This is a genomic window from Bradyrhizobium sp. AZCC 1588 (genome assembly GCF_036924735.1).
In the GTDB taxonomy this organism is placed as follows: Bacteria; Pseudomonadota; Alphaproteobacteria; order Rhizobiales; family Xanthobacteraceae; genus Bradyrhizobium.
Map to the genome: position 1 here is coordinate 2,770,702 of NZ_JAZHSC010000001.1, position 21,543 is coordinate 2,792,244.

The 21,543-nt window shown below is 62.9% G+C and carries 21 protein-coding genes and 2 pseudogenes; 15 read left to right on the top strand and 8 right to left on the bottom strand.

Annotated features, from left to right (window positions below; genetic code table 11):
- Nucleotides 1-160: 160 nt before the first annotated feature.
- The gene (locus tag V1277_RS12915; protein ID WP_334416475.1) at nt 161-2,401 is read right to left on the bottom strand and encodes a DUF1522 domain-containing protein; all 2,241 of its coding nucleotides are present in this window, start codon (nt 2,399-2,401) and stop codon (nt 161-163) included.
- Here V1277_RS12915 and V1277_RS12920 point away from each other — a divergent pair.
- Nucleotides 2,391-2,552 carry a hypothetical protein gene (locus tag V1277_RS12920; RefSeq protein ID WP_156908665.1) on the top strand — a complete coding sequence of 54 codons (162 nt, stop codon included), beginning with the start codon at nt 2,391-2,393 and terminating at the stop codon, nt 2,550-2,552. The genes V1277_RS12915 and V1277_RS12920 overlap by 11 nt on opposite strands.
- Before the next feature lie 74 nt (nt 2,553-2,626).
- On the opposite strand, the gene V1277_RS12925 is transcribed toward V1277_RS12920, so the two are convergent.
- Nucleotides 2,627-3,043, bottom strand: coding sequence for a response regulator (locus tag V1277_RS12925; RefSeq protein WP_334416476.1), 417 nt, complete (start codon nt 3,041-3,043; stop codon nt 2,627-2,629).
- 539 nt (nt 3,044-3,582) lie between these two features.
- On the opposite strand from V1277_RS12925, the gene V1277_RS12930 reads away from it, so the two are divergent.
- The 3 genes from V1277_RS12930 (at nt 3,583) to V1277_RS12940 (ending at nt 5,342) form a co-directional block, all read left to right on the top strand.
- Nucleotides 3,583-4,308, top strand: a complete 726-nt coding sequence (locus V1277_RS12930) for a Crp/Fnr family transcriptional regulator (RefSeq protein ID WP_057842648.1) — start codon at nt 3,583-3,585, stop codon at nt 4,306-4,308.
- A gap of 272 nt (nt 4,309-4,580) precedes the next feature.
- Complete coding sequence (locus tag V1277_RS12935; RefSeq protein ID WP_028348548.1) at nt 4,581-4,973, top strand: response regulator; 393 nt, start codon at nt 4,581-4,583, stop codon at nt 4,971-4,973.
- 123 nt (nt 4,974-5,096) lie between these two features.
- Entirely contained in the window at nt 5,097-5,342 is a 246-nt protein-coding gene (locus V1277_RS12940; protein WP_334416477.1) for a hypothetical protein, read from the top strand.
- A 25-nt stretch (nt 5,343-5,367) separates the two neighbouring features.
- Here the strand turns inward: V1277_RS12940 and V1277_RS12945 are convergent.
- Both V1277_RS12945 and V1277_RS12950 read right to left on the bottom strand, forming a co-directional pair.
- Nucleotides 5,368-5,487, bottom strand: a pseudogene (locus tag V1277_RS12945) (aldo/keto reductase); the annotation flags it as partial.
- Nucleotides 5,483-6,664, bottom strand: coding sequence for an MFS transporter (locus tag V1277_RS12950; protein ID WP_334416478.1), 1,182 nt, complete (start codon nt 6,662-6,664; stop codon nt 5,483-5,485). The pseudogene V1277_RS12945 and the gene V1277_RS12950, both read right to left, overlap by 5 nt.
- A 102-nt stretch (nt 6,665-6,766) precedes the next feature.
- On the opposite strand from V1277_RS12950, the gene V1277_RS12955 reads away from it, so the two are divergent.
- The 5 genes and pseudogenes from V1277_RS12955 (at nt 6,767) to V1277_RS12975 (ending at nt 12,391) form a co-directional block, all read left to right on the top strand.
- Nucleotides 6,767-7,753 (top strand): LysR family transcriptional regulator, encoded by a 987-nt coding sequence (locus tag V1277_RS12955; protein ID WP_334416479.1) that lies wholly within the window; start codon nt 6,767-6,769, stop codon nt 7,751-7,753.
- 212 nt (nt 7,754-7,965) lie between these two features.
- Nucleotides 7,966-8,550: a hypothetical protein gene (locus V1277_RS12960; RefSeq protein ID WP_334416480.1), complete on the top strand. Its 585-nt coding sequence runs from the start codon at nt 7,966-7,968 to the stop codon at nt 8,548-8,550.
- A gap of 359 nt (nt 8,551-8,909) precedes the next feature.
- On the top strand, nt 8,910-9,602 hold the full coding sequence (locus tag V1277_RS12965) for a response regulator transcription factor (RefSeq protein ID WP_028346485.1): 693 nt from the start codon (nt 8,910-8,912) through the stop codon (nt 9,600-9,602).
- A 430-nt stretch (nt 9,603-10,032) separates the two neighbouring features.
- Nucleotides 10,033-10,980, top strand: a pseudogene (locus V1277_RS12970) (ATP-binding protein); the annotation flags it as partial.
- A 136-nt stretch (nt 10,981-11,116) separates the two neighbouring features.
- Nucleotides 11,117-12,391, top strand: coding sequence for a GGDEF domain-containing protein (locus V1277_RS12975; RefSeq protein ID WP_334416481.1), 1,275 nt, complete (start codon nt 11,117-11,119; stop codon nt 12,389-12,391).
- A 579-nt stretch (nt 12,392-12,970) separates the two neighbouring features.
- Here V1277_RS12975 and V1277_RS12980 read toward each other — a convergent pair.
- On the bottom strand, nt 12,971-13,417 hold the full coding sequence (locus V1277_RS12980) for a MerR family transcriptional regulator (protein WP_334420364.1): 447 nt from the start codon (nt 13,415-13,417) through the stop codon (nt 12,971-12,973).
- 178 nt (nt 13,418-13,595) lie between these two features.
- On the opposite strand from V1277_RS12980, the gene V1277_RS12985 reads away from it, so the two are divergent.
- From V1277_RS12985 to V1277_RS13000, 4 genes are all read left to right on the top strand, one after another.
- Complete coding sequence (locus V1277_RS12985) at nt 13,596-14,360, top strand: alkylmercury lyase family protein (RefSeq protein ID WP_334416482.1); 765 nt, start codon at nt 13,596-13,598, stop codon at nt 14,358-14,360.
- A gap of 20 nt (nt 14,361-14,380) precedes the next feature.
- On the top strand, nt 14,381-15,814 hold the full coding sequence (gene merA / locus V1277_RS12990) for a mercury(II) reductase (RefSeq protein ID WP_334416483.1): 1,434 nt from the start codon (nt 14,381-14,383) through the stop codon (nt 15,812-15,814).
- Nucleotides 15,815-15,960: 146 nt separating this feature from the next.
- Nucleotides 15,961-16,476 (top strand): nuclear transport factor 2 family protein, encoded by a 516-nt coding sequence (locus V1277_RS12995; RefSeq protein ID WP_334416484.1) that lies wholly within the window; start codon nt 15,961-15,963, stop codon nt 16,474-16,476.
- Between the two features lie 35 nt (nt 16,477-16,511).
- On the top strand, nt 16,512-17,150 hold the full coding sequence (locus V1277_RS13000) for an NADPH-dependent F420 reductase (protein WP_334416485.1): 639 nt from the start codon (nt 16,512-16,514) through the stop codon (nt 17,148-17,150).
- Between the two features lie 553 nt (nt 17,151-17,703).
- Here V1277_RS13000 and V1277_RS13005 read toward each other — a convergent pair.
- Nucleotides 17,704-18,270 carry a response regulator transcription factor gene (locus V1277_RS13005; RefSeq protein WP_442894577.1) on the bottom strand — a complete coding sequence of 189 codons (567 nt, stop codon included), beginning with the start codon at nt 18,268-18,270 and terminating at the stop codon, nt 17,704-17,706.
- 438 nt (nt 18,271-18,708) lie between these two features.
- Here V1277_RS13005 and V1277_RS13010 point away from each other — a divergent pair, with 438 nt between their 5' ends.
- Nucleotides 18,709-19,128, top strand: coding sequence for a hypothetical protein (locus tag V1277_RS13010; RefSeq protein ID WP_334416488.1), 420 nt, complete (start codon nt 18,709-18,711; stop codon nt 19,126-19,128).
- Between the two features lie 8 nt (nt 19,129-19,136).
- On the opposite strand, the gene V1277_RS13015 is transcribed toward V1277_RS13010, so the two are convergent.
- A complete protein-coding gene (locus V1277_RS13015) occupies nt 19,137-19,343 on the bottom strand; it encodes a hypothetical protein (RefSeq protein WP_028348539.1) in 207 nt (68 codons plus the stop codon).
- Nucleotides 19,344-19,441: 98 nt separating this feature from the next.
- Nucleotides 19,442-20,446 (bottom strand): glycoside hydrolase family 3 N-terminal domain-containing protein, encoded by a 1,005-nt coding sequence (locus V1277_RS13020; RefSeq protein WP_334416489.1) that lies wholly within the window; start codon nt 20,444-20,446, stop codon nt 19,442-19,444.
- 420 nt (nt 20,447-20,866) lie between these two features.
- Here V1277_RS13020 and V1277_RS13025 point away from each other — a divergent pair, with 420 nt between their 5' ends.
- Nucleotides 20,867-21,538 carry a tetratricopeptide repeat protein gene (locus tag V1277_RS13025; RefSeq protein ID WP_334416491.1) on the top strand — a complete coding sequence of 224 codons (672 nt, stop codon included), beginning with the start codon at nt 20,867-20,869 and terminating at the stop codon, nt 21,536-21,538.
- Nucleotides 21,539-21,543 lie beyond the last annotated feature (5 nt).

Genomic DNA, 21,543 nt, shown 5'->3' on the forward strand with positions numbered 1-21,543 from the left:
ATTTCACGGCTAATTAATTTCACCGTCCGTGCTAATACGGATATGGTGAATAATGTCGTGATGAACCGGTCGCAGCGGATCCGAAGATCTCGAGAGTCGAGTTCACAATAAAAAAACGGCGGGGAGATCCCCGCCGTTTTGATCTTGTATGTGGCGCTTATTAGCGCAGGAGCTGCAGCACGCTCTGCTGGCTCTGGTTGGCCAGCGCCAGCGCGGACACCGCGATCGACTGGCGGGTCGACAGCGCCTGGCTGTTCGCCGCTTCCTCGTTGGTGTCGGCCAGCGTCAGGTTCGACGAGCCGGTCTGCAGCACGTTGATCAGGTTCTTCGAGAAGTCCTGACGGATCTGCACGATCGACAGGTTCGAACCCAAGGCAGACGCCTGTGAGCGCAGCAGCGTCGAAGCCGAGCTCAGGTCGGAGATCACCCTGTTGGTCGCGGAGTTGTCGATGAAGTCGACGCCGCTCGTCAGGTTCGCCAGGCCGAGGCCGGCGGCATCAAAGTTGGCGCCGGTGATGCTCAGGGTCGACTTGCCGGTCTCGTTGAAGGTCAGCTTCAGCGTATCGCCGCCGAGCAGGTTGACGCCGTTGAAGGAGGAGTCCTGCGCGGTGCTGGTGATCTGGGCCAGGATGCCGTTGAACTGGTTGACCAGGCCGCTGCGGACGGTCTGCGCCGAAGCATCGACCACCGGCGCCGTCGCGGTCGTGAAGGCGACGGTGGTGGTCAGCGTGCCGCCGATCGTGCCACCCGCCGCCGCTGAGCCGAGAGTCGACGAAGCGTATTCGTTGGTCGCCGCAATCGTGAGCTTGCCGGTCGAGTCGACCGTCGCGCTCAGGTTGTTGGCGAGCAGCGCCGCGTTGAGCTGATCGAGGGTCTTGACCGTGCCGTTGGTGCCGTCGCCGAAGGTGACGTTGACCGCCGCGCCGCCGTTGAAGGAGGAGAAGGTCAAGGTCTTGCCGGAGATGCTGCCGGCTGCGGCAGTGCGGCCGGCGGTGAAGTTGGTCCCCGTGCCGGTGTTGCCGGTGAGGCCGAGCGCCGACAGCGCATTGCCCGTACCGATGATCGACAGGTCGGCATTCGAACCGGTCGAGATGTTCAACGAACCGGCGACGAGCGAGGAGTTGGTCTGACCAGACGCCGTGCTCAGCGTCGCGGCGCCGGCGGCGTTAGATGCAGTCTGGACGCCAGTGGCGAGGTCGATCGCGGTCAACACGTCGGCGAGGCTGGCCTGGTTGAGATAGACGGTCGAGTTACCGCTGCCATCGGTCACAACGTTGCCGGTCACGCCCGATCCGGTCGCAACTTCTCCCGCGCCAGGCGTACCACCGTTCTTGAACGTGATGATCTTGCCATTCACGTTCAGCGTGGAGCCATCCTGAACCAGAGTACCGAGGCTGCCGGCGCTGGTCGTGCGGGCCGCCGTGATGGTGGTATTGCCGGAGCCGGTAGCGGTGGTCAGACCCAGCGCCTGCAGGATGTCCGACTTGCCCGTCACGCTGAGATCGGCGCCCGTCGAGCTCCTGACCAGCAATTGGCCGCTGCCGTTGACGCTCGAAACGGTCTGGCCGGCATTCGGCGTCAGCGTGCCAGCAACGTTCCTCTGCACGCCACTTGCGATGTCAATCGCGGTCAGCACGTCGCCGAGCGTCGCCGTGCCGCCGGCGGCCGCGCCGATATAGACGATCGAGTTTCCATTCGCGTCAGAGTGGACGGCTCCCGTGGTGATGCCGCCCGCAGTTACCTGGGTGTATCCCGTCGGCGCTGTGAGGGGAGCGTCACCCGCAGCAAAGGTAATCGTCTTGCCATCGACGGTAAGCGTGTCGCCTGCCACAACGCCAGCCTGGGCGTCGCTCACAGCCGCACCGTTCAGAAGGCTGGCTGCGGTGGTCGCCCCGTCGATCGCGGTTCCCGTATATGTGGCGAGCGTGCCGCCCAGCTTGTCCGCCGAAGTGGCCGCAGTCGTGCCGCCAGCCGTACCGTCGAACAGTACGTTGGAGGACGCGGTCGCGCTGGTGTAGGTCGTGGTGCCGCGCAGGTCGGTGGCGGTGGCGCCGGCGATCGTCGTGGAGACGTTCGACTTGGTGGAGTAGCCGACCGCGCTCTGCAGCGCCTGGTTGGCGATCGACTTCGCGGTGTCGACCAGCTTCTGCAGCGAGGTGATGCCGTTGTTGGCCTCCTGCAGCACCTGCACGCCGTTGCCGATGCCGTCCAAGAGATTGTTGATGTCGGAAGCGCGCGAATCGAGCGACTGCGCGGTGAAGAAATTGGTGGGGTTGTCGAGGGCCGTGTTGACCTTCTTGCCGGTGGCAAGGCGGTTCTGCGTGGTGGCGAGCAGATCAGCGGTCGACTGGAGGGAGAGGAGGTTCTGGCGAACCGACGCGGAGAGGACAATGCCTGACATGTCTATTTCCTTCTGGTTTCGAAGCCATTTCTTTGGCCATGCCAGCAATACAGAGCGAGATTTAACAATGCCTCAACTTGACGGCTCTGATTTGCAGCAATTGGACACTGGAGTGCCGATGGTTAAAGCTGACCTAAGCAGCAAACCGTAAAAGTACGGTTAAGTGGCCGTGACCGCGGCTCGCAAAAATTCCGGCGATTGCTGGGCTGAGAAATTCGCCAGCCGCTAGTTCGACTGGGCGACGCCGCTGAAACGGGAGCGCGCTTCGGCGAGACATTCGTTGACGACCGCCAGGAGCGCGCCCGGCGTGAACGGCTTGCGCAGGCAGCGCATGGCGCCGAGCTCGAGCGCCATGCGCAAGAAATCCGGCGCCGGCGAGTCGAGATTGGCAAAGGCGTATCCCGACATTGCAACGAGCGGGATCGTCGGCGCCCGCTCGTGAAAAATCCTGATCGATTCGAAGCCGCGCATGTGCGGCATGAAGATATCGACGAGCATCAGGTCGAAGCCGGAGTCTTCCAGCGCCCGAAGCCCGGCTTCGCCGCTATCGGCTACCGTCACCTCAAGGCCGTGACGTTCGAGATAGACCTCGATGGCCGCGCAGACCATGGAATCATCATCGACGATGAGAACGCGTGTCATGTCAGCCCCCCGGAAGCGGATAGCGAACTTTCAGTCCAATCATTCCTCAGTCGCAATCGCAGGGGCGACGCATGATCCACCTCCCTCGCGGCGTAGGACGCACTCCGTCCACTACGGTCATGAAGTTCCACAAAAGGAACCGCTCGGCTGAGCGTGCGGCAGTTTTTCTTGCGAATCAGTGCGCTACAGCATTTTCCGCCGTAAACAGGCCGCTCTGTCTGCCCTCTACAGTGTATAAGGTCGGTTCCACAACCTGGGCTGATTCGGATGGGGGAATTTGTAGCTAGCCTGCCCCACGGCAAGTTGCCGCGGTCGCTGCTTCGAAAGAAGTTCGCAGCTACTGCCGGCGGCGAGTTCGCATCGCTGTGCTTACATCGCGAAGCGTCGGAGCGGTTAAAGCCCACTTAACCGAGCCGATGCGCCATCAATCTACGTTTGCCAGTTTTTCTTGCCAATATAATGTGCGAGGATCATCCTGCAGTTCGGACTGTACGCAGCAGACGCCAGAGACCGGCTTGGCCGTAAGGCAGGAGACTGCTTTGGATTCAGCCCCTCGTTCTCCGAATGGATTCTTGTCCTCGCTGACCGCGGACGATTTCGAATTGATCCGCCCGCATCTGCGCGCCGCTGATCTCAGCCAGGAAATGGTGCTGGTCGAAGTCGACGAAACGCTCAAGCGTGCGTATCTTCCGCACAAGGGCGTCATCTCGCTGGTCGTGAAGCTCGCGCGCGGCGAGCACGTCCAGATCGCGATGATCGGCCGCGACAGCATCTTCGGTGCATTCGCTGCCCTCGGCGACCCCGTGGCGCTGAACACCGCCGTGGTGCTGGTGCCGGGCGCGGCCTCGACGATCGATCTCGACCAGCTTCGCGCTGCCGCCGACCAGAGCGCGACGTTGCGTACCGCACTGACGCGGCATGGCCTCGCCGTCTATGCGCAGATACAGCAGACCGCCGGCTGCAATGCCTCGCATACGGTGGAATCCCGGCTGGCGCGATGCCTGTTGCATACGCGCGACCTCTCCGGCAGCGACAAGCTGGTCCTGACCCAGGAAGCGATGGCCCAGATGATCGGCGCACGCCGCAACAGCGTTTCGCTGGTGGCCCATACGCTGCAGCAGGCGGACTTCATCCACTACAGCCGCGGGCATATCGAAATCACCAACGTGGACGGCCTGATCAAGACGTCCTGCGAATGCTACGCGACGGTCAAGGCGCAGTACACGAGGCTGCTGCATCCGCGCATCCACAGCGCGGCTGCGTAGCCGCTTCCTGCGGTCGACCACGGCCGCAAGCCCGATCTGCGATACGCATCGCATCGCCGTTGCGCGCGAAGATTGCGACGGTCCCCTACCTCACCGTATTACTACGGCCAATCGCCGCTCCTGCGGCGTTCCGGGTCCCGCAGGGGATTAACGCGCTGTTCAACGAGCCCTGATAGTTGTCACGGTGCTGACGGGTGCGGGTTCGAGACTCTTTCGCGTGCAACGCGCATTCACCTGTGTTCGGCGGCATATTGTTTGCGCGGAGTACGAACATGGCTTTTGATCTGTCGATGCCGATCCTGGTGGTCGATGACTACAGCACCATGATCCGCATCATCCGCAACCTTCTCAAGCAGCTCGGATTCGAGAATGTCGACGAGGCCAGCGATGGATCGGCTGCGCTCGCCAAGATGCAGACCAAGCGATACGGCCTCGTGATCTCCGACTGGAACATGGAGCCGATGACCGGCTACGACCTGCTTAGGGAAGTCCGCGCCAGCCCGGAATTCTCCAAGACGCCCTTCATCATGATCACCGCTGAATCCAAGACCGAAAACGTGATCGCCGCGAAGAAGGCCGGCGTCAACAATTACATCGTCAAGCCGTTCAACGCCGCCACGCTGAAAACCAAGATGGAAGCGGTGTTTCCCGACGCAGCCGGCTGACATCATCCCGGAAAGCGCGCTGCGCACCGCAGACGCGCGGTTAGCCGTACTTCTACGGTTTGAGATTTTCACCTCCGGATAACGTTGACTGAGGATAGTTGCGTGGACCAAGGGAGTGCCCTCATGTTCACGTTTGAAACGAGCGATCAGAAAGAAGTGCGGCGTCTCCGTATCGCCCAGTTCAATGGCAGGACTGCAACCGTGCATTCGGCCGGATCGGCGGTCACTGGCCACGTTCGATCGATCGTGGAAAGCAAGTCGAGCGTTCCGGCGGCGTGGACCATCACGATCATCCCGGAAGAGCCCAAGCCGACGCGCTCGTCGCGACCCGCGGCGCGCGGTCGCTCCTTGATGGAAGACTTCTGCTGATCGGCCCGAGCGGCGTCAGCTTCCAAGATGAGCCGGCGTCAAACGGACCATCACCCATCGGCAGACTTGTCTTTGTCGAGATCAATAGCTTGTCGCGGCGGCCTTTGATCGCTGCACCCAATATTTCTTCGGACGCGCCGTTATTCTGCGGGACACGTGATCGGCGTTGCGGACCTCCGGTCGAGCCGCAGGCTCCAGAACGCCAGCGCGAGACCGAGGGCCGTGATAACCGCTGCGACCACCGGCAAGGCGGCGAGGCCGAAACCGCGATCGATGGTCACGCCGCCAGCCCACGCGCCAAGCGCGTTGCCAAGGTTGAAGGCGGCGATGTTCAGGCTGGAAGCAAGGTTCTGCCCGGCCGCTCCTGCCTTCTCAATCACGCGAATCTGGAGCGGCGCGACCGTGGCAAAAGCCGCCGCGCCGAGCAGGCCGACCAGCAGCACGGCCGGCGTCTTGGCAGAGAGCGCGAGCGCAAGCACGACGAGGACGATGACGAGACCGGCAAGGGTTGCGATCAGAGCACGCGGCAAGCCACGATCTGCAAGCCGTCCCCCGGCGATGTTGCCGATCGACAGCCCGACGCCGAATACGAGGAGGATCGGCGAGACCGCGGCTTCGGAAAACCCGGTGATCTTGGTGAGGATCGGCTGAATGTAGGTGAATACCGTGAAAAGACCGGCGAAGCCAAGCACGGTCATCGCCAACCCGAGCTGCACCTGCGGCCGGGCGAGCACCGTCAGCTCTTCGCGCAGCGAAGTGTTCTCGCCGTTGCGGCCCACATGGTTCGGCACAAGCAGGGCAAGCACGATGAACGCGACGACGCCGATCGCCGCCACGGCCCAGAACGCGGACCGCCAGCCGAACGACAGGCCGAACCAGGCACCGAAAGGCACACCAAGCAGCGTGGCGGCCGTCAGGCCCGTAAACATCATCGCGATCGCCGAGGCCCGCTTGTCTTGTGCGACAAGCCCTGTCCCCACAACCGACCCGACGCCGAAGAAGGTACCGTGCGCGAGCGACGTCAGAACGCGCGCCGCCATCAACGCGGCATAGCTGGGCGCGATTGCGCAGGCGGCATTTCCGAGCGTGAAGATCGCCATCAACCCCAGCAGCACCGCCTTTCTCGGCATTCGGCGCGTAGCGAGCGTCAGGATCGGTGCGCCGGCGAAAACCCCGAGAGCGTAGCCGGAAATCAGCAGGCCGGCGGTCGAGACGGAGACCTGCATGTCGGCAGCGACCTGTAACAGCAGACCCATGATGATGAACTCGGTCGTGCCGATGCCGAAGGCGCCAGCGGTAAGGGCGAGGACGGCAACAGGCATGATTTTGGCTCCCGATCAGCAGTGACTGGGCCCAACAATGGTGCGCCGCGCCATCTGGAACTAGAGGGCGACAATTCCATTCATTTATGAGATGAATTCACTATGCCTCGCCTCGACACCAACCGCGCCGCCGAGATGGAAGTGTTCGTGCGGGTCGCCGACCTCTGCGGCTTCACTGCGGCGGCGCGCGACTTCAAGCTGACGCCCTCGGGCGTCAGCAAGCTTGTGTCGCGGCTCGAAGCGCGGCTCAGCACACGCCTCATCAATCGCTCAACGCGCAAGCTACAGCTCACGCCCGAGGGGCAAGCTTTCTACGACCGGGCCATGCGCATTCTGGCCGATATGGATGAGGCCGAGCGCGAGGCATCGGCCGGCGCCTGTCCCCGCGGCCATCTCCGGGTCAATAGCAACGTCCCGTTCGGGATGCGTCACGTGATGCCGATAGTGCCTCTGTTCCTTGCGCAGAATCCCGAGGTCACGCTCGACATCATGCTCTCGGACACGGTCATCGACCTGTTGGAAGAGCGCGCCGACATCGCCATACGCGTGGGCCCGCTTCGGGAATCGAGCCTCGTGGCGCGCAAGCTCGGTACGAGCCGAATGGCTGTTGTGGCATCGCCGGACTACCTCGCGCGGCACGCAGCTCCTCGCAGTCCAGCCGACCTTGCGCGCCATAAAGGCATCGGCTGGACCTTCTCGCGCATGGTCGAGGGCTGGCCGTTTCGCAAGGGCAAAGGCATTGAGTCACGGTCAGCGCCCCCTGTTGCGCGGGCAAGCGATGGCGAGGCCGCGCGTCTCCTCGCCCTCGGCGGCGCGGGACTTGCGCGCCTTGCCCTGTTTCATATCCGTCCCGATATCGAAGCGGGCCGTCTCGTGCCTGTTCTGGAGGATTTCAATCCAGGTGACTGCGAGGATGTTCATGCCGTCTACCTAGGCCAGGGCGGTCTCCTGCCCGCCCGTGTGCGCGCGTTCATCGACTTCCTGGGCGATCACATCCGCATCGACAGCGTCAGCCTCGTGCGCGGTCGCCAGGGAAAATGGAAAGTGGCGGTTCCCAACACACATGGCCGGCCGCGGAACGCTCGATGATTGCGACGAACTTCGCGTGCCACTCTTCGCATTGCTGTCGGTCGATCGACGCACATATTTTAACTACGCCTCTGCTCCGCGGTGAAACTAACTTCGCTGTCAGAAACTGTCGCATTTGTCATGGGTCATCGCGGGATCATTTGCGTCTCCTGTTCGTCTTCCTCCTGCGACGGCATCCGTCGCTATGGTCCAATCACGGAGGAGGATCGCAAATGAACAGCAAGCTCCTTAACGGCCTCATCGCGGCGGCGCTTGGTACGACGCTGGCGCTTGCGTCGCCGGCGCTCGCGCAGCGTGGCGGCGGCGGTATGGGTGGCGGCGGTGGTGGCGGTCACGCCGCCGGTGGTGTCGGGGGCGGCGGCGGCGGTATGGGCGGTGGTGGTGGTATCGGAGGCGGCGGCGGCATGCGCGCCGGCGGTGGCGGTGGTTTCGGCGGTGGCATGCACGCCGGAGGCGGCGGTGGCGGGATGCGTGCCGGCGCCGTGGGTGGCGGTCCGCGCTTTGGCGGCGGCACGAACATCGGCGGCGGCGCGCGCTTTTCCGGCGCAGGACCCCGTTTCAGCGGCAGCCGTTTCCCAGGGGCGTCCTTTGCGCATGCCGGAGCCTCGCCGCGGTTCGCATTCCACGGCGGCCGATTCCATCGCGGCTTCCATCACCGCCATCATCATCGCTTCCACCGCTTTGCGTTCATTGGCGCGCCCGCAGTTTACGCCGCTTACGACAATTGCTGGCGCAGGGTATGGACGCCGCGTGGATTCCGGGTGGTCAATGTCTGCGGCGACTACGGTTATTACTAGAGCATGATCCGCGGGACCGCGTGCAAAGTGGGCACCGGTTTTCCCTCGCGACAAACGCGGAACGCGTTAGCGCGGAGATCATGCTCCAAACAAAAGAATCGAGCGTGATGGGTTCGGAGTGGACGCGCGGACTTCGGTCGCCTCTCCGGCCCGGAACGTCGTGACGGTCGCAACGAGGACGGCCATCCGGACGCCGGATCGGCCGTCGGATCGGCCGTCGGCCTCACGCTTATTTGCGCCTCCGCAAGCAACCCTCGGACGACGCGTGGGTTTGTTCGGCCATAGAGTCGCGCAACGACTTCCGGCTTTCTTGCCAGACTGGGTTCGGCTTTTGAGCAGTCGTTCGGAGACGAAACGCCATGACGGGAGGTCACCGCCGTATTCTGGTCGTTGAGGACGACCCGGAAACCGCCGGCCAGCTCGTGGATTCGCTCACGACCAGCGGCTACCAGGTGGATCTGGCCGCCACCGGCCATGAGGCGTTGCGTCGCAGCGCCGCCAGCGACTATGCCGTAATCACCATTGACCGCATGCTTCCGGATATCGACGGCATCGCAGTGATGCGGCAACTGCGCGACGATGGCAACGCCGCGCCCGTCCTGATCATCAGCGCGCTCGGTGAGGTCGACGATCGGGTGCGCGGCTTGCGCGCCGGCGGCGACGACTATCTGGTGAAGCCATTTTCGTTCGTCGAACTACTGGCGCGGGTCGAGGCGCTGGGGCGCCGCAGCGACACCATCGTGAAGGAGACCATTTTGCGGGTGGGCGATCTCGTGATCGACCTGGTGTCTCGCACCGCCAGTCGGCGTGGCAAAGACATCTTGCTGTTGCCGCGGGAATTCCAGTTGCTGGAGTATCTGGTGCGCAACGAAGGCCGCGTCGTATCACGCGCCATGCTGCTGCAGCAAGTCTGGGATCTTCATTTCGATCCCTCAACCAACATCATCGATGTCTATGTCGGGCGCGTTCGCCGCAAGGTCGACGGTCAGCAGGCTTATCCGCTGATCCATACGGTGCGCGGCATCGGGTATTGTCTCCGTGCTCCTGGCTAAGACCTTCGCCTCGTCGACGTTCAAGCAGGCGCTGCTCGGGATCGGGATTTTTGGCGTGATAGCGTCGGCGATTTTTGCCTACGTCTATCTCGCCACCTCCTCCTATGTGCGCAGCCAGTCGGACCGCGCCATCATGATCGAGCTTGTCAGCCTGCGCGGCGCTTACGAGCGCTCCGGGCGCGATGGGCTGATCGCCCTGATCCGGCAACGCGTTGCCGACCAGACTTTTGCCGACAATATCTATCTTCTGGTCGATCCCGCATCGGCCGCGCTGGCCGGCAATCTCAAGACCTGGCCACCGGCGGTCACGGCGGCGGGGGGATGGGCCGAGTTTCGCGGAGTGGAGCCACCGTCCGGCGCAGACGGCCGGCCATTGCTGCGGGCGGCGGTCGAAACCTTTCCGAACGGCGATCGTCTGCTGGTCGGAAAGGATATCAGCGACCTCGACGGCTTTACCGATCACATCAAGACGGCGGTGGCCTTGAGCATTGCCTTGATGTTCATGATAGGCGGCGTCGCGAGCATCCTGGTGACGCGGCGGACGGTAGGGCGGATCGAGTCGATCAACGCCACCAGCCGCGCCATCATGCTCAGCGGTCCCGACAAGCGCATCCCGCTGCGCGGGACCCATGACGAATGGGATCGCGTGGCGGAGAACCTCAATCTGATGCTGGACCGTATCGAAACCTTGATGGGCGAGATCAAGCAGGTGAGCGACAATGTCGCGCACGATTTGCGGACGCCGCTGACGCGCATGCGCGGACGGCTGGAGAAGGCCTGGCACGGGCCGCGCATCGGCGACGACGATCAGACGCTGATCGGCGACGCCATCGCCGACCTCGATGCTGTCTTGCGGATCTTTGCATCCATCACGCGGATCGCGCAGATCGAGACCCAGGCGCGAAAAGACGCGTTCCACCGCGTGGACTTGGCGGAGATCGCCGGCGAGGTGGTCGAGCTGTACGATGCCGCGGCCGAGCAGGACGGCACCCGCCTCACCATTGCCGGCGATCGCGAGGTGCTGGTGACCGGCGATCGCGATCTGATCTTCGATGCCATCGCCAATCTCGTGGACAATGCGATCAAGCACGGCCGTGCCGGAGGGCAGGTCGTGGTTGTGCACGAGACCATTGACGGTCAGCCGGCCGTCTCGGTCGCCGACGACGGCCCGGGAATTCCCGCCGATCAGCATGAGCATGTGTTCAAGCGCTTCTACCGGCTCGAACACAGCCGCTACGCGCAGGGCAACGGTCTCGGATTGAGCCTGGTCGCCGCCGTTGCCCGTCTCCACGGCGCACGGATCGAACTGCTCGACAACGCGCCAGGGCTCAAGCTCCGACTCTGCTTTCCGACGGCAGGTTCGCGGAACGAGATTTGATGAAGCCGCCCGACGCGGCGTCGGCGGCGCTGCACGTCCATCCCCGAATTCGGAAGCCGTTACGACGACGTTTACCAACTATCGCAAGCAAATCGTAGCAAGGATTTGGTATAGGGCCTGCGACCGGGCAGGAACCATGCCGCTACTCTATGTTCCGACAATCTACGTGCTGATGCTGTCAGTCATGGCGCTGCTCGGCGCGCTGACCTTCTTCGCCTGGCTGCAAAACCGCGCGATCCGTGCGCTTGCCTGGTGGAGCTGCGCAGTGCTCGTGATGGCGGCCGCGCTTGGCCTGCTCTGCCTGCGCGGCACGATCCCGGACGTCTATTCGGTCGACCTCGCCTACGTGGTGCTGTTCAGCGCCTGTGCGCTAATGCTGGAAGGGGCGCGCTGCTTCGAAGGCAAGCGCCCGAGCCCCGCCGTCCTGCTTGCCGGTGCTCTCGTGTGGATCGCGGCCTGCCAGATCCCAGCGCTGTACGATTCCGCCACGGCGCGCATGATCATCGTGTCAGCCGCCGTGGGCTCCTATTCGCTGGGCTGCGCCTACGTGCTGTGGAGGGGCCGCGCCGAGCCGCTGCTGTCGCGCTGGCCGCTGATCGTGCTGACCGCGCTCGGTGGCGGCCTGTTTCTCGTGCGCATTCCGCTCGCCGTGATGTCTCCGCTCGCAGAGGCACCGATCGCCAGCTTCGATGCGCTGCGGTCGTTCTGGTTCGCGATCGTGAGCACGTTCACCCTGCTCTACTTCATCGCCATCAACTATCTCTTTCTCGCGCTCACCAAGGAGCGGAGCGAGCTCGCACACAAGCGCGCTTCAATGACGGACGCACTGACTGGCCTTGCCAACCGTCGCGCCTTCATGGAATTCGCCGAGCAACGTCTGAACGCGCCTGCGAGCGGGACGGTCGCGTTCCTCATATTCGATCTCGACTGGTTCAAGGCGATCAACGACGGCCATGGGCATGCGATGGGCGACCGCGTGCTGCGGCTGTTCGCGCACACGCTCTCCGCCAATTTGCCGCGGGACAGCATCGCGGGCCGGCTTGGGGGAGAAGAGTTCGCCGCGATCGTCAGCGGGCCAGACCAACAGACGACGATTGCGGCTGCCGAGCGCGTGCGCGAGAGCTTCGCGGCGGCGGCGCGTGTCGTGGACGGTGTCCCGATCGCCGCCACGGTCAGCATCGGGCTCGCACATGCGAACGACCGGCCAGCCGACATCGAGGCGCTATGTGAACGCGCTGACAAGGCGCTCTACCAGGCGAAGGCGCTTGGCCGCAATCGGGTCGAGAGCGCCGTGGACGAACGTATCCCGCTTGCACCCGATGCGTCAGTCGAGGCCGACGTCACGCCGGCCGACCTTCTGATTCCGTCGCCCAAACAACCACGGCGCGCAATGAAACGGACGGCAGCCTGACCGCGTCAGAGTAGCTCCGAGGAGCCGCGGCAGCGAAAGCGCGGCCTATCGCAGATCCGCATGGTTCTGCCATAGTGGCACGGCGAAGCAGTAGCGCCCATCTTCATCGGCCGTGGCGCGCCAATTACGCTACAGCACGCCAGGACCCGCTTAAGAGTCCGTTTTCTGCGCCGCCATTCGATGATCAGGCCGCTTCTGGAACATAGTGCAGGACGAACAAGTCCGCCCGCGGGAACGGCGCGACCGCGTAGCCGCCACGTTGCTCGCCGCTGAACTCCACGAGCTGGCCTCGCTAGAGTGTGCGGCTTCAAGCAGGATATCTTGCCGTCGCGTAGCTGTGGCTCCCAACCAAAAATATCGAAAACGACCCCATGCAAGGTAGCAGGCAGTCGCCACGGATGCGCTTTGGGATTTGGATGAAATTGAGCCGGTCGGAGGTTCGGAAGAGTCGCTGATTTCAGGGTGTGTTTGACCCATCGAAGAACAGCTCAATGACCGATCGGCGCTTATACAAATCCGCGATTTCCTCGACCCGGCAATGACGACGAAGTGTGCATTGATCTACCGCACCTCCCGCACTCAAGCGCGGGTGCTCGCCAAGGCACGACGATCGTCGCGAAACAATGTCTCGATCAACGCGCATTCGCGCAACTTGCTGCTGCCGCATTGCGCAATCACGTCTTTCAGTAGGCGTTCCATGCGCTTCAAGTCGGCGATCTTCGCACGTACATCGTCGAGGTGAGCCGTCGCAACAGCGCGAGCCTCCGTGCACGGTTGATCGAGCTCGTCGACGAGCCGCAGCAGCGCGCGAATCTCGTCGAGGCGGAAGCCGAGCTCACGCGCTCTGAGCACGAACCCGAGACGTCGCTCGTATATCGTGTCGTACACCCGATAGCCGGCAGTCGTGCGTGAAGGCTGCGGCAGCAATCCGATCTTCTCGTAATAGCGGACAGTCTCGATGTTGCACCGGGCCCGTTTGGCAAGTTCGCCCCTCTGCAGGCCCCTCACGCCAGCGTGATCGCGCATCATGAAAACCCTCTTGAGCCTGTAGCAGCTACAGACCCCAGAGTTAGGCGGCAGATCGGATTTCGGCAATGGATCGCGAGTTCAAATACGGCGCAACAGACAGGAGCACTGAACAATGACCGCTAGCAGCGCATCGCGTCCATCATCCGCAAAGGCGACAGCCCAGCCGAGTTTCATCATGCGTCCCGGCGTTCCCTGTCCGGATTGGTCGGTCGTCACATCTCCGGTGGTCAAGGATGCGGTACTGGCGATGTTCGAGTCTGAACACATTTTGAATCGTTGGTCGGGTTATTCGCCCGCCGAAGACCGCGTACGTGCTGCGCTACTCGGGCTTTACGCGGAGCAGGGTCGAGCTCCGACCATCGACGTACTTGCGGCGCGCGCCCGGTTGGATACGGCCGAGGCCCGGGGTCAGCTTGCGGAACTCCGGCAGCGCGATCTTGTCGTCCTCTCCCGCGATGGCGAGCGGATCATCGGAGCCTATCCTTTCACCGACCGCGACACCGGTCAGCGGGTCAAGCTGGACGGACGAACGGCCAACGCCATGTGCGCCGTCGACGCGCTCGGCGTCGGCGCTATGTTGCGGCGCGACATTCAGATCGACTCGCGCTGTCATCGCAGCGGCACCGCGATTAGGATCACAACTCGCGACCGCGGCCGAGCAATCGCGGTTGCTCGTCCTGAAACGACGGTTGTCTGGTTGAGCCTGCGTTATGAAGGCGGATCCGCGGCGCACTCTCTTTGCACGGTGACCGTATTCTTCGCCACGGACGACCATCTCGAAGCGTGGCACAAGGATCAACCTGCTGACATGCGCGGCGTTCGCCTTTCGCTCGCCGAAGCGCTCGAGGCCGGCCGGGCGATTTTCGGACCAAGTTTAGCGGGTATCGATGCACGCACCGGCTCCGCCCAACGCCTCGACGCTCTTTCGGTCGGCGGCTGACACGCCCAGGAGATGGTTCAATGGCGAACAACAACACGATCGCGAACGGCAAGAATGGCGGCCGCTACGATGTGGCTGTCATCGGAGCCGGTTCAGCGGGTTTCTCGGCTGCGATCACTGCGTGCGAGCAGAACGCGCAGGTCGCCCTCATCGGCAGCGGGGTCATCGGCGGCACCTGCACCAACATCGGGTGTCTGCCTTCCAAGACGCTAATACGTGCGGCCGAGACATTTCATAGCGCCGGCGTTGCAGCCCGTTTCGCCGGAATCGAAGCAGAGGCCAAGCTCAGGGATTGGCGCGCGACGGTTCGGCAAAAGAACGAGCTGGTCACGGAGCAGCGGCAGGCCAGGTACACAGACATTCTGCCGTTCTATGGAGACGTTGCGTATATCGAAGGGGCGGCCCGTCTCGTCAATGGCGGAATCGAGGTCAGGGGCGAGCAGGTCCACGCCGAAAAGATCATCATCACCACCGGCGCGCGACCAGCCGTGCCGGAGATTCACGGCATCGAAACGGTTCCCTATCTTACGAGCACGTCGGCGTTGGATCTCGAGGAGCTGCCGAAGTCGCTGCTCGTGATCGGCGGCGGCTACATCGGCGCGGAGCTTGCCCAGTTGTTTGCCCGCGCCGGCGTTGCGGTCACGCTCGTTTGCCGTTCACGCCTGCTGCCCAAGGCCGACGATGAAATCAGCGAAGCGCTGACGGAGTACCTTGCAGACGAAGGGATCAAAATTGTTGCAGGTGTTGCATACCGCGCGATTCGAAAGGACGGCGCGGGCGTGGAGCTCGCCGTGGCACGCAATGGCCGGGAGCAGGTTCTTGAGTCTGAGAAGGTGCTCATCGCCACCGGCCGGACGCCGAATACCGAGCAACTCGGTCTCACCGAAGCGGGGATCGCCGCCTCGAACAACGGTGCGATCGTCGTGAACGACCACATGCGTACTACCAGGCCGGACGTCTATGCTGCCGGTGACGTGACCGACCGCGACCAGTTTGTCTACATGGCGGCTTACGGCGCAAAGCTTGCGGCGATGAACGCCTTGAACGGCGACACGCTGCGTTACGACAATGCGGCGATGCCGGCCGTGGTGTTCACCGACCCGCAGGGGACAAGCGTCGGTCTCACGGAAACGGCGGCGCGCGCCGCCGGTTACGATGTTCGTGTTTCGACGGTCCGGCTCGACCAGGTGCCGCGCGCGTTGGCGGCCCGGGACACCCGCGGTCTGATCAAGCTGATCGCCGATCGCGCGTCACGGCGGCTGCTCGGGGCGCATATCCTGGCTCCGGAAGGCGCGGACAGTATCCAGACCGCGGTGCTGGCGCTCCGGCACAAACTAACGATCGACGATCTCACGACCGCGATCTTCCCCTATTTGACCACCGTCGAAGGGCTCAAGCTCGCTGCACAGGGGTTCGACAAGGATCTGAGCAGACTATCTTGCTGCGCGGGCTGAACAGATTGATTCAGTTTCCGCTCGTCCACGCCAAAGTGTGACCCAGGAGCCGCAACCCCATCGATCATGTCAATAGACGATGCCGGCTAGGACCATGATCGAAAATAGACAGATGCCTCCTTATCGCCGGTAGCACGCTCGCTATCGTGGTTCCCACGCTCGCCACTGCCAAAACCAGCTCGGGGATTGAACCAATGACACTGACACGCGAACTCTATGACGCCTTCCAAAGCGCCCAGATCGATCGATGGGACGCGATCATTTCACCAAATGTCGTGACCAATAGCCCAGGCGGACGGGGGATCGAGGGGATCGGCCCTCTCAAGACGTGGGCGGCAGCCTTCGCCACCACGCTTGCTTATCAGATCGACCTTGTCGATGAACACCTTGCACTAGACAGCCGCGGCAACGGTCGCGGCTTCATCACCTTCAATCTCCACTGGAAGCACGACCGCGAATTCATGGGGCTCATGCCCACCTTTCGCGAGGGAACTTCGATCGAGACGCTGTTGCTGACCATCCAGGCGAACAAGATCGTGCGCATCGACGTGGCCGATAATTCGCTCGATCTTGCGATCTATCTTTGGGATCGCGGCTGGCCGCACCCACATAACTGGACGCCACCGCCGATCGTTGCTGGTGTGAATCGCAGAAGCGCGTAGTTCAGCGCACGCCAAGCCGAGAAGGAGATTTGGTCATGCGCGTTGCAGTCATCGGCGCTGGCGCAGTGGGGCGCGCGCTCGGGCGCGCCTGGGTCAAGGCAGGCCATGATGTGGTCTATGGCGTGCGCACCGCCGGCGCCAAGGACATGGCGTCTTTTCTCGCCCAGACTGGGGGACGCGAAGCACCGGGCCAGGCCGCCGCGCTTGCTGCGGACGTTGTCGTACTGGCGTTGCCGTGGGGCAAGGCGGAACCGGCCGTACGCGGCCTGGGCGACCTCAACGGAAAGGTCGTCATCGATTGCATGAACCCGCTCATCATGCGCGATGGGGCGCTCGGGCTTGAGTGCGGATTTGACACGTCGGGCGCGGAACGCGTGGCAGCCTGGCTTCCGGGCGCGCGCGTCGTGAAGACGCTCAATCAGGCCGGCGCGGAGGTGATGGGAGATACCACCATGCTTTCGGCGCGCCCCGCGATGTTTCTCGCTGGCGATGATGCCGCCGCAAAGGACACTGCACGAGCGTTAGTCGCCGAACTCGGCTTTGAGCCATTGGACGCGGGTCCGCTCAGCATAGCGCGCCTGCTCGAGCCCTTGGCCATGGTGTGGATCAACCAAGCCATTATACGCGGCGAGGGCCGCGACTGGGCCTTCGCGTTGGCCCGTCGGCGGCCGTGACTGTTCATCCGTTTCGTCCGCGTGTCTGTCAAGCTCAAGCATCTACGCTACGCTGAGATGGCCGCGTGTCACGACAGCTTCCGAAAGGCTGCTGATGTGCTCGGGCTCACGCAATCCAATCTCAGCTGACGCAGCCGGCGTATCGAGGGGTTGCTGGGCGTGCGGCTGTTCGAGCGAACTAACGGCGGCGCGCGGCCGACCCGGCCGGCCGCGAGTTCTTGCACGGCGTGCGACGCATCGTCGACGAGCTGCAGGCCGTCGTTGACAGCGCCAAGGCGGCCAGTCGCGGCCACGCCGCGAGGTTAGTCGCAGATTTGGATGCTTCATCATAGCGGCACGGCGAACGCGTAGTGCCCATCTTCATCGGCCGTGGCGCGCCAACAAACCCCACAACTATTCATATCGCCAACTACGACGCGTAGACCACACTTACCAAAGACATGTCGGCAATCGCCGCGTGATCGGCGACTTGTCGGGTGCGCAAGCCTCCCGATTCCGGCAGCGCAAAACCGCGCCGCGCCGCCGCGCATCGCAAGCATCGCTTCGAGAAAAATCAGGCGGGCTGCAGCAGCGCCTTGCGAACCAGATCCGCGGTGTTGCGGGCGCCAAGCTTGCGCATAGCCTCGGCGCGATGGCTCTCGAATGTCCTCGGGCTGATATTCATCCGCAAGGCGCCTTGCTTGTTGGAGCAACCTTCGCTGATCAGGCTCAGCACCTCGCGCTCGCGCCTGGTCAGAGGCTTCTGGCCGGACTCCGGGGCCAACATCAGGCCCGGCCTGCGGGCGCCATCCGCGGAGCGGCCGGCCTGACCCTCGCTCGCCTGCTTGCGAACGGCGTCGGACGCCGGGTGATTGTCCGACATCTGCTTCACCAGAGCGCAGACGCGTTCGGTTTGCTGAAGCGCGTTCTCCACCACCTGTTGCAGGTAGAGCCGGTTGCCGGATCCTTGCGAAAGCTGGTGGCTGTGCTGCTTGATCTCATTCATGTAGAGCAGCAGCGCTGTCAGCGGTCCGTTCAACTGCCGGGCAATCGCCGCTCCCGCCTCTTCCGCGGCACGCGAGCGCGCGGCGGATAGCTGGACGATCTCAGGATTCTCTTCGAGAGGTGTGACGTTTTCCATCCACTTCGTGAAGTGCGAATCAGCGGCGCGATGATCTTGTCCCGACATATAACTATTTTATCGGTTCCACCCTCTTTCATGGTTAAGTTCTTAACCGGTAAGAATACGGAGAAATCCGCCGGCGCGTCCCGCCGCCGGACTAGATTGAGCCGAATTCACTCGAAATTGGATGTTTTCGGCCGAAATACGTGATCCGAACATAAATGCCGTAGCGCGCCAGCCCCGTACTTTAACGGTGATGGCATTTGCTTTGTTAATAGATCTCAACCGCTTCTCGATGTGTTTCCCGTCGGCGCCCCAAGCCGGAGTGTCCCTTCCCCCCGACGCCCGTTCCGCGCGACGGCTTGCTCGCGGCATCGCCCTGATTACATGCGCCGGCAGTCCCGCAATGATCGAAGCCCAAATCATCCCGCAACGAATCCAAAAAAGGAGACCGCGATGTCGCAGGCAAAGGGATCATGGATAGCGATGGCCGCGCTGGCCGGCGTCCTGACGTTCAGCTCGGGCGTGGCGGCGCAAACCGCACCGGCGGCGGAGAACGCCCCGCCGACGACCGACAACGCGGTGATGCTCACCGTATTCCTCAAACATGGCCAGTCGCGGCCCCTGAGCGAACTCAACGCGCAGCTTCAGCGGCAGGGATATTACAAGGCTTTCCCGCCTGACGGCGTCGAAGTCGTGAGCTGGTATGTCATGATGGGGATCGGACAGGTGGTCACGCTGCGGCTGCCGGCGTCCCGATTGCGCGAGGTCAACCGCATCCTCGAGAACACGGCCTGGGGCAGCTACCGCACCGAGTTCTATCCGACCTACGACTACAAGGCGATCGGCACCGCAGCGCACGAGAAGGCGCAGTAGGCTTGAGGTCAGCCGAGCCTGGAGATCTGCTCCTCGGTCACGACGCGCTCGACATTCTCGGATTTGCTCCTGATGCGATAGCGCGGGCGGCCGTCGGCTTCGATCGGCAGGCAGGATACGATGGTGTAGACGCTTCGTTCCTTCGCCACGGCGCGGCCCTGCGGCCCCTGCTGCTGGTGATGGACGTCGTCGTTGATCGCGAAATTATGGGCCATCGTCGGTCTTTCCGCTGAAAAAGCGCTTGTAGTCTCAACGGCCTGGCAACGCAACACATTGTCCGCCTGATGTGCTTCGGATTTTGGGGTCCACCGCGTCAGGCCGTCAGGAGCGCCTTTCGCTTGCCGACACGCGCGATCGATTTCTCGATCGCCGAACCGGACAAGGTTCCCTCGCGCAGGCTGTCTGCGATGTATTCGGCAATCCCGGCCATCTCGTGTTCCTGGTCGAACAAATTGTTGCTGATGCAGAGCATGTCCATGCCGGCTTTGAGCGATTGCAGGCTAGCTTCCCGCGTGCCCAACGCCTTCTGCAATCCCTGCATCTGCATGTCGTCGGTGATCAAGAGCGTATCCGGAAGGCGCTTGCGCAAGCGACCAAGCCCCGCCGCGGACAGCGTCATCGGGCAATGGTCGTCCCATTGTCTGACGATGGCGTGGCTGACCAGCACCGCATCGCCGAACATTGTTGGCGCAAGCGAATAGAATAGCTCTTCCTGCTCACCGCGAAGGGTTTTGGAGATATCCATGAATTCCTGATGCGAATCCACCACCGCGCCGCCGATGCCGGGGAAATGCTTCAGGCACAGGCCGATGCGCTGCGCCCGCGCCACCTCGCTTGCCAGCAACGCATTGGATTCCACCTCGGCGATGTCGGCGGAGTAGGAACGCTCGATCTTCCCGATATTGGGGTTGTCGGGATTGTAGTCGACGTCGATGACCGGCGCGAAATCATAGTGGATGCCGAGCCGCCGCATCTCGGCAAAGCTCGTGGTGAGGATCGCGTGCTTTTGATCCGGTGCCAGCAGATTGAATTCCCTCGCACTGGGAAGCGGCGCAAACCCGCGGCTTTGCTTCAGCCGCCGCACCAATCCACCTTCCTGGTCGATGAACACCATCGGCCCCGACGGCAACGCGGAAATCTCCGCGCAGAGGCGCTGCACCTGTTCAGGCGATTCAATGTTGTTGTCGTATTCTCGCGTCCGGCAGGAATAATCGAACAGGATCACCCCACCGAGACCGTAGCGGGCTGCAAATTCCTTCAGCCAATCCGGAACGATCTTGCCGAAGAAGCCGAGAATGAAGAGTTCGCCGATGGGCATGGTGGCAGCTCCAGGAGCAATCCTGCCAATACTGCGTCCTGAAGTCGACCATCTTGGCCGCAGTTGCCCCAGATGCATTCACGACAGGCCACGCCGGTTCCAGCAGCAGCGAGCTGGATATGTGATGGGTCGCACATTTGTCAGCGCACGAATGAGCTAGGCTTTTGTTCGCGAGAGGTGCTGTGGCCAAGCGCGGCTTAGACGCTTCTGGGGCGAAAGACACAAGCTGAAGGCGTGTACGCAATGTGGCGCATTCTGAATTTCCCATCGATCAATCCAGTCTCAACCCGCTCATGTCGGCCGGGCGTTCGTGACGCGATTTCGGGGCCCATGAAGCGAGCCGTCGTCGTTATGGCTTGCTGCCTCGCTGTGCTGACGGCCCCCCATGCCGCTCTTGCCGACGCCGCGTCCGATCGGGACATGGCCACTCGCTACGAGCAGGCGGCGCAAGCGGGCGATGATGAGGCCCAGTTCTATCTCGGGGCGCTCTATTCGTCAGGCGTCGGTCGTCCGCGCAGCGACCAGGAGGCATTTCGCTGGTTCTTGCGCGCGACCGATCAGGGGCATGCCCACGCCATGCTGATCGTCGCCGGCCTCTACGCGAGCGGGCGCGGCGTAGCGAAGGATAATGTGAAGGCCTATTCCTGGGCCCACATCGTCGCTTCCGCGAGCAAGCTCGACGAGGACCGCAACGGTGCGCGACAACTGATGTCCCTTCTTATGAAGAAGATGACGAGCGATGAGATCGGCCGTGCCGTGGTGGCTGCAAGAGAATGGCGCGCCGTTCGGGTTGCTGGCGCGCCTAAGGACTCCGTCAAGGCTTCCGACAAGGCTTCGAAAATCGAAAGAGCACTGGACAGCCCGGACCAACCCGCGCCGGCTGCGCCCCCACCTGCACCCGCCGCCGTGCAGCCAGCGCCAGCCGCCACGCCGTCGCCTGCTACCCCGCAGCCGGCGCCATCCAACACCACGGTGTTGCAGGCATCTCCCAAGACCACGTCGGCAGCTCCAATGAAGAATGCAAGGAAAGAAGATGTTCGTGATCTGCTCGACCAGGTTCCATCGGGCCTGCGCAAACGGTTTGGCTTCTGAGTGAG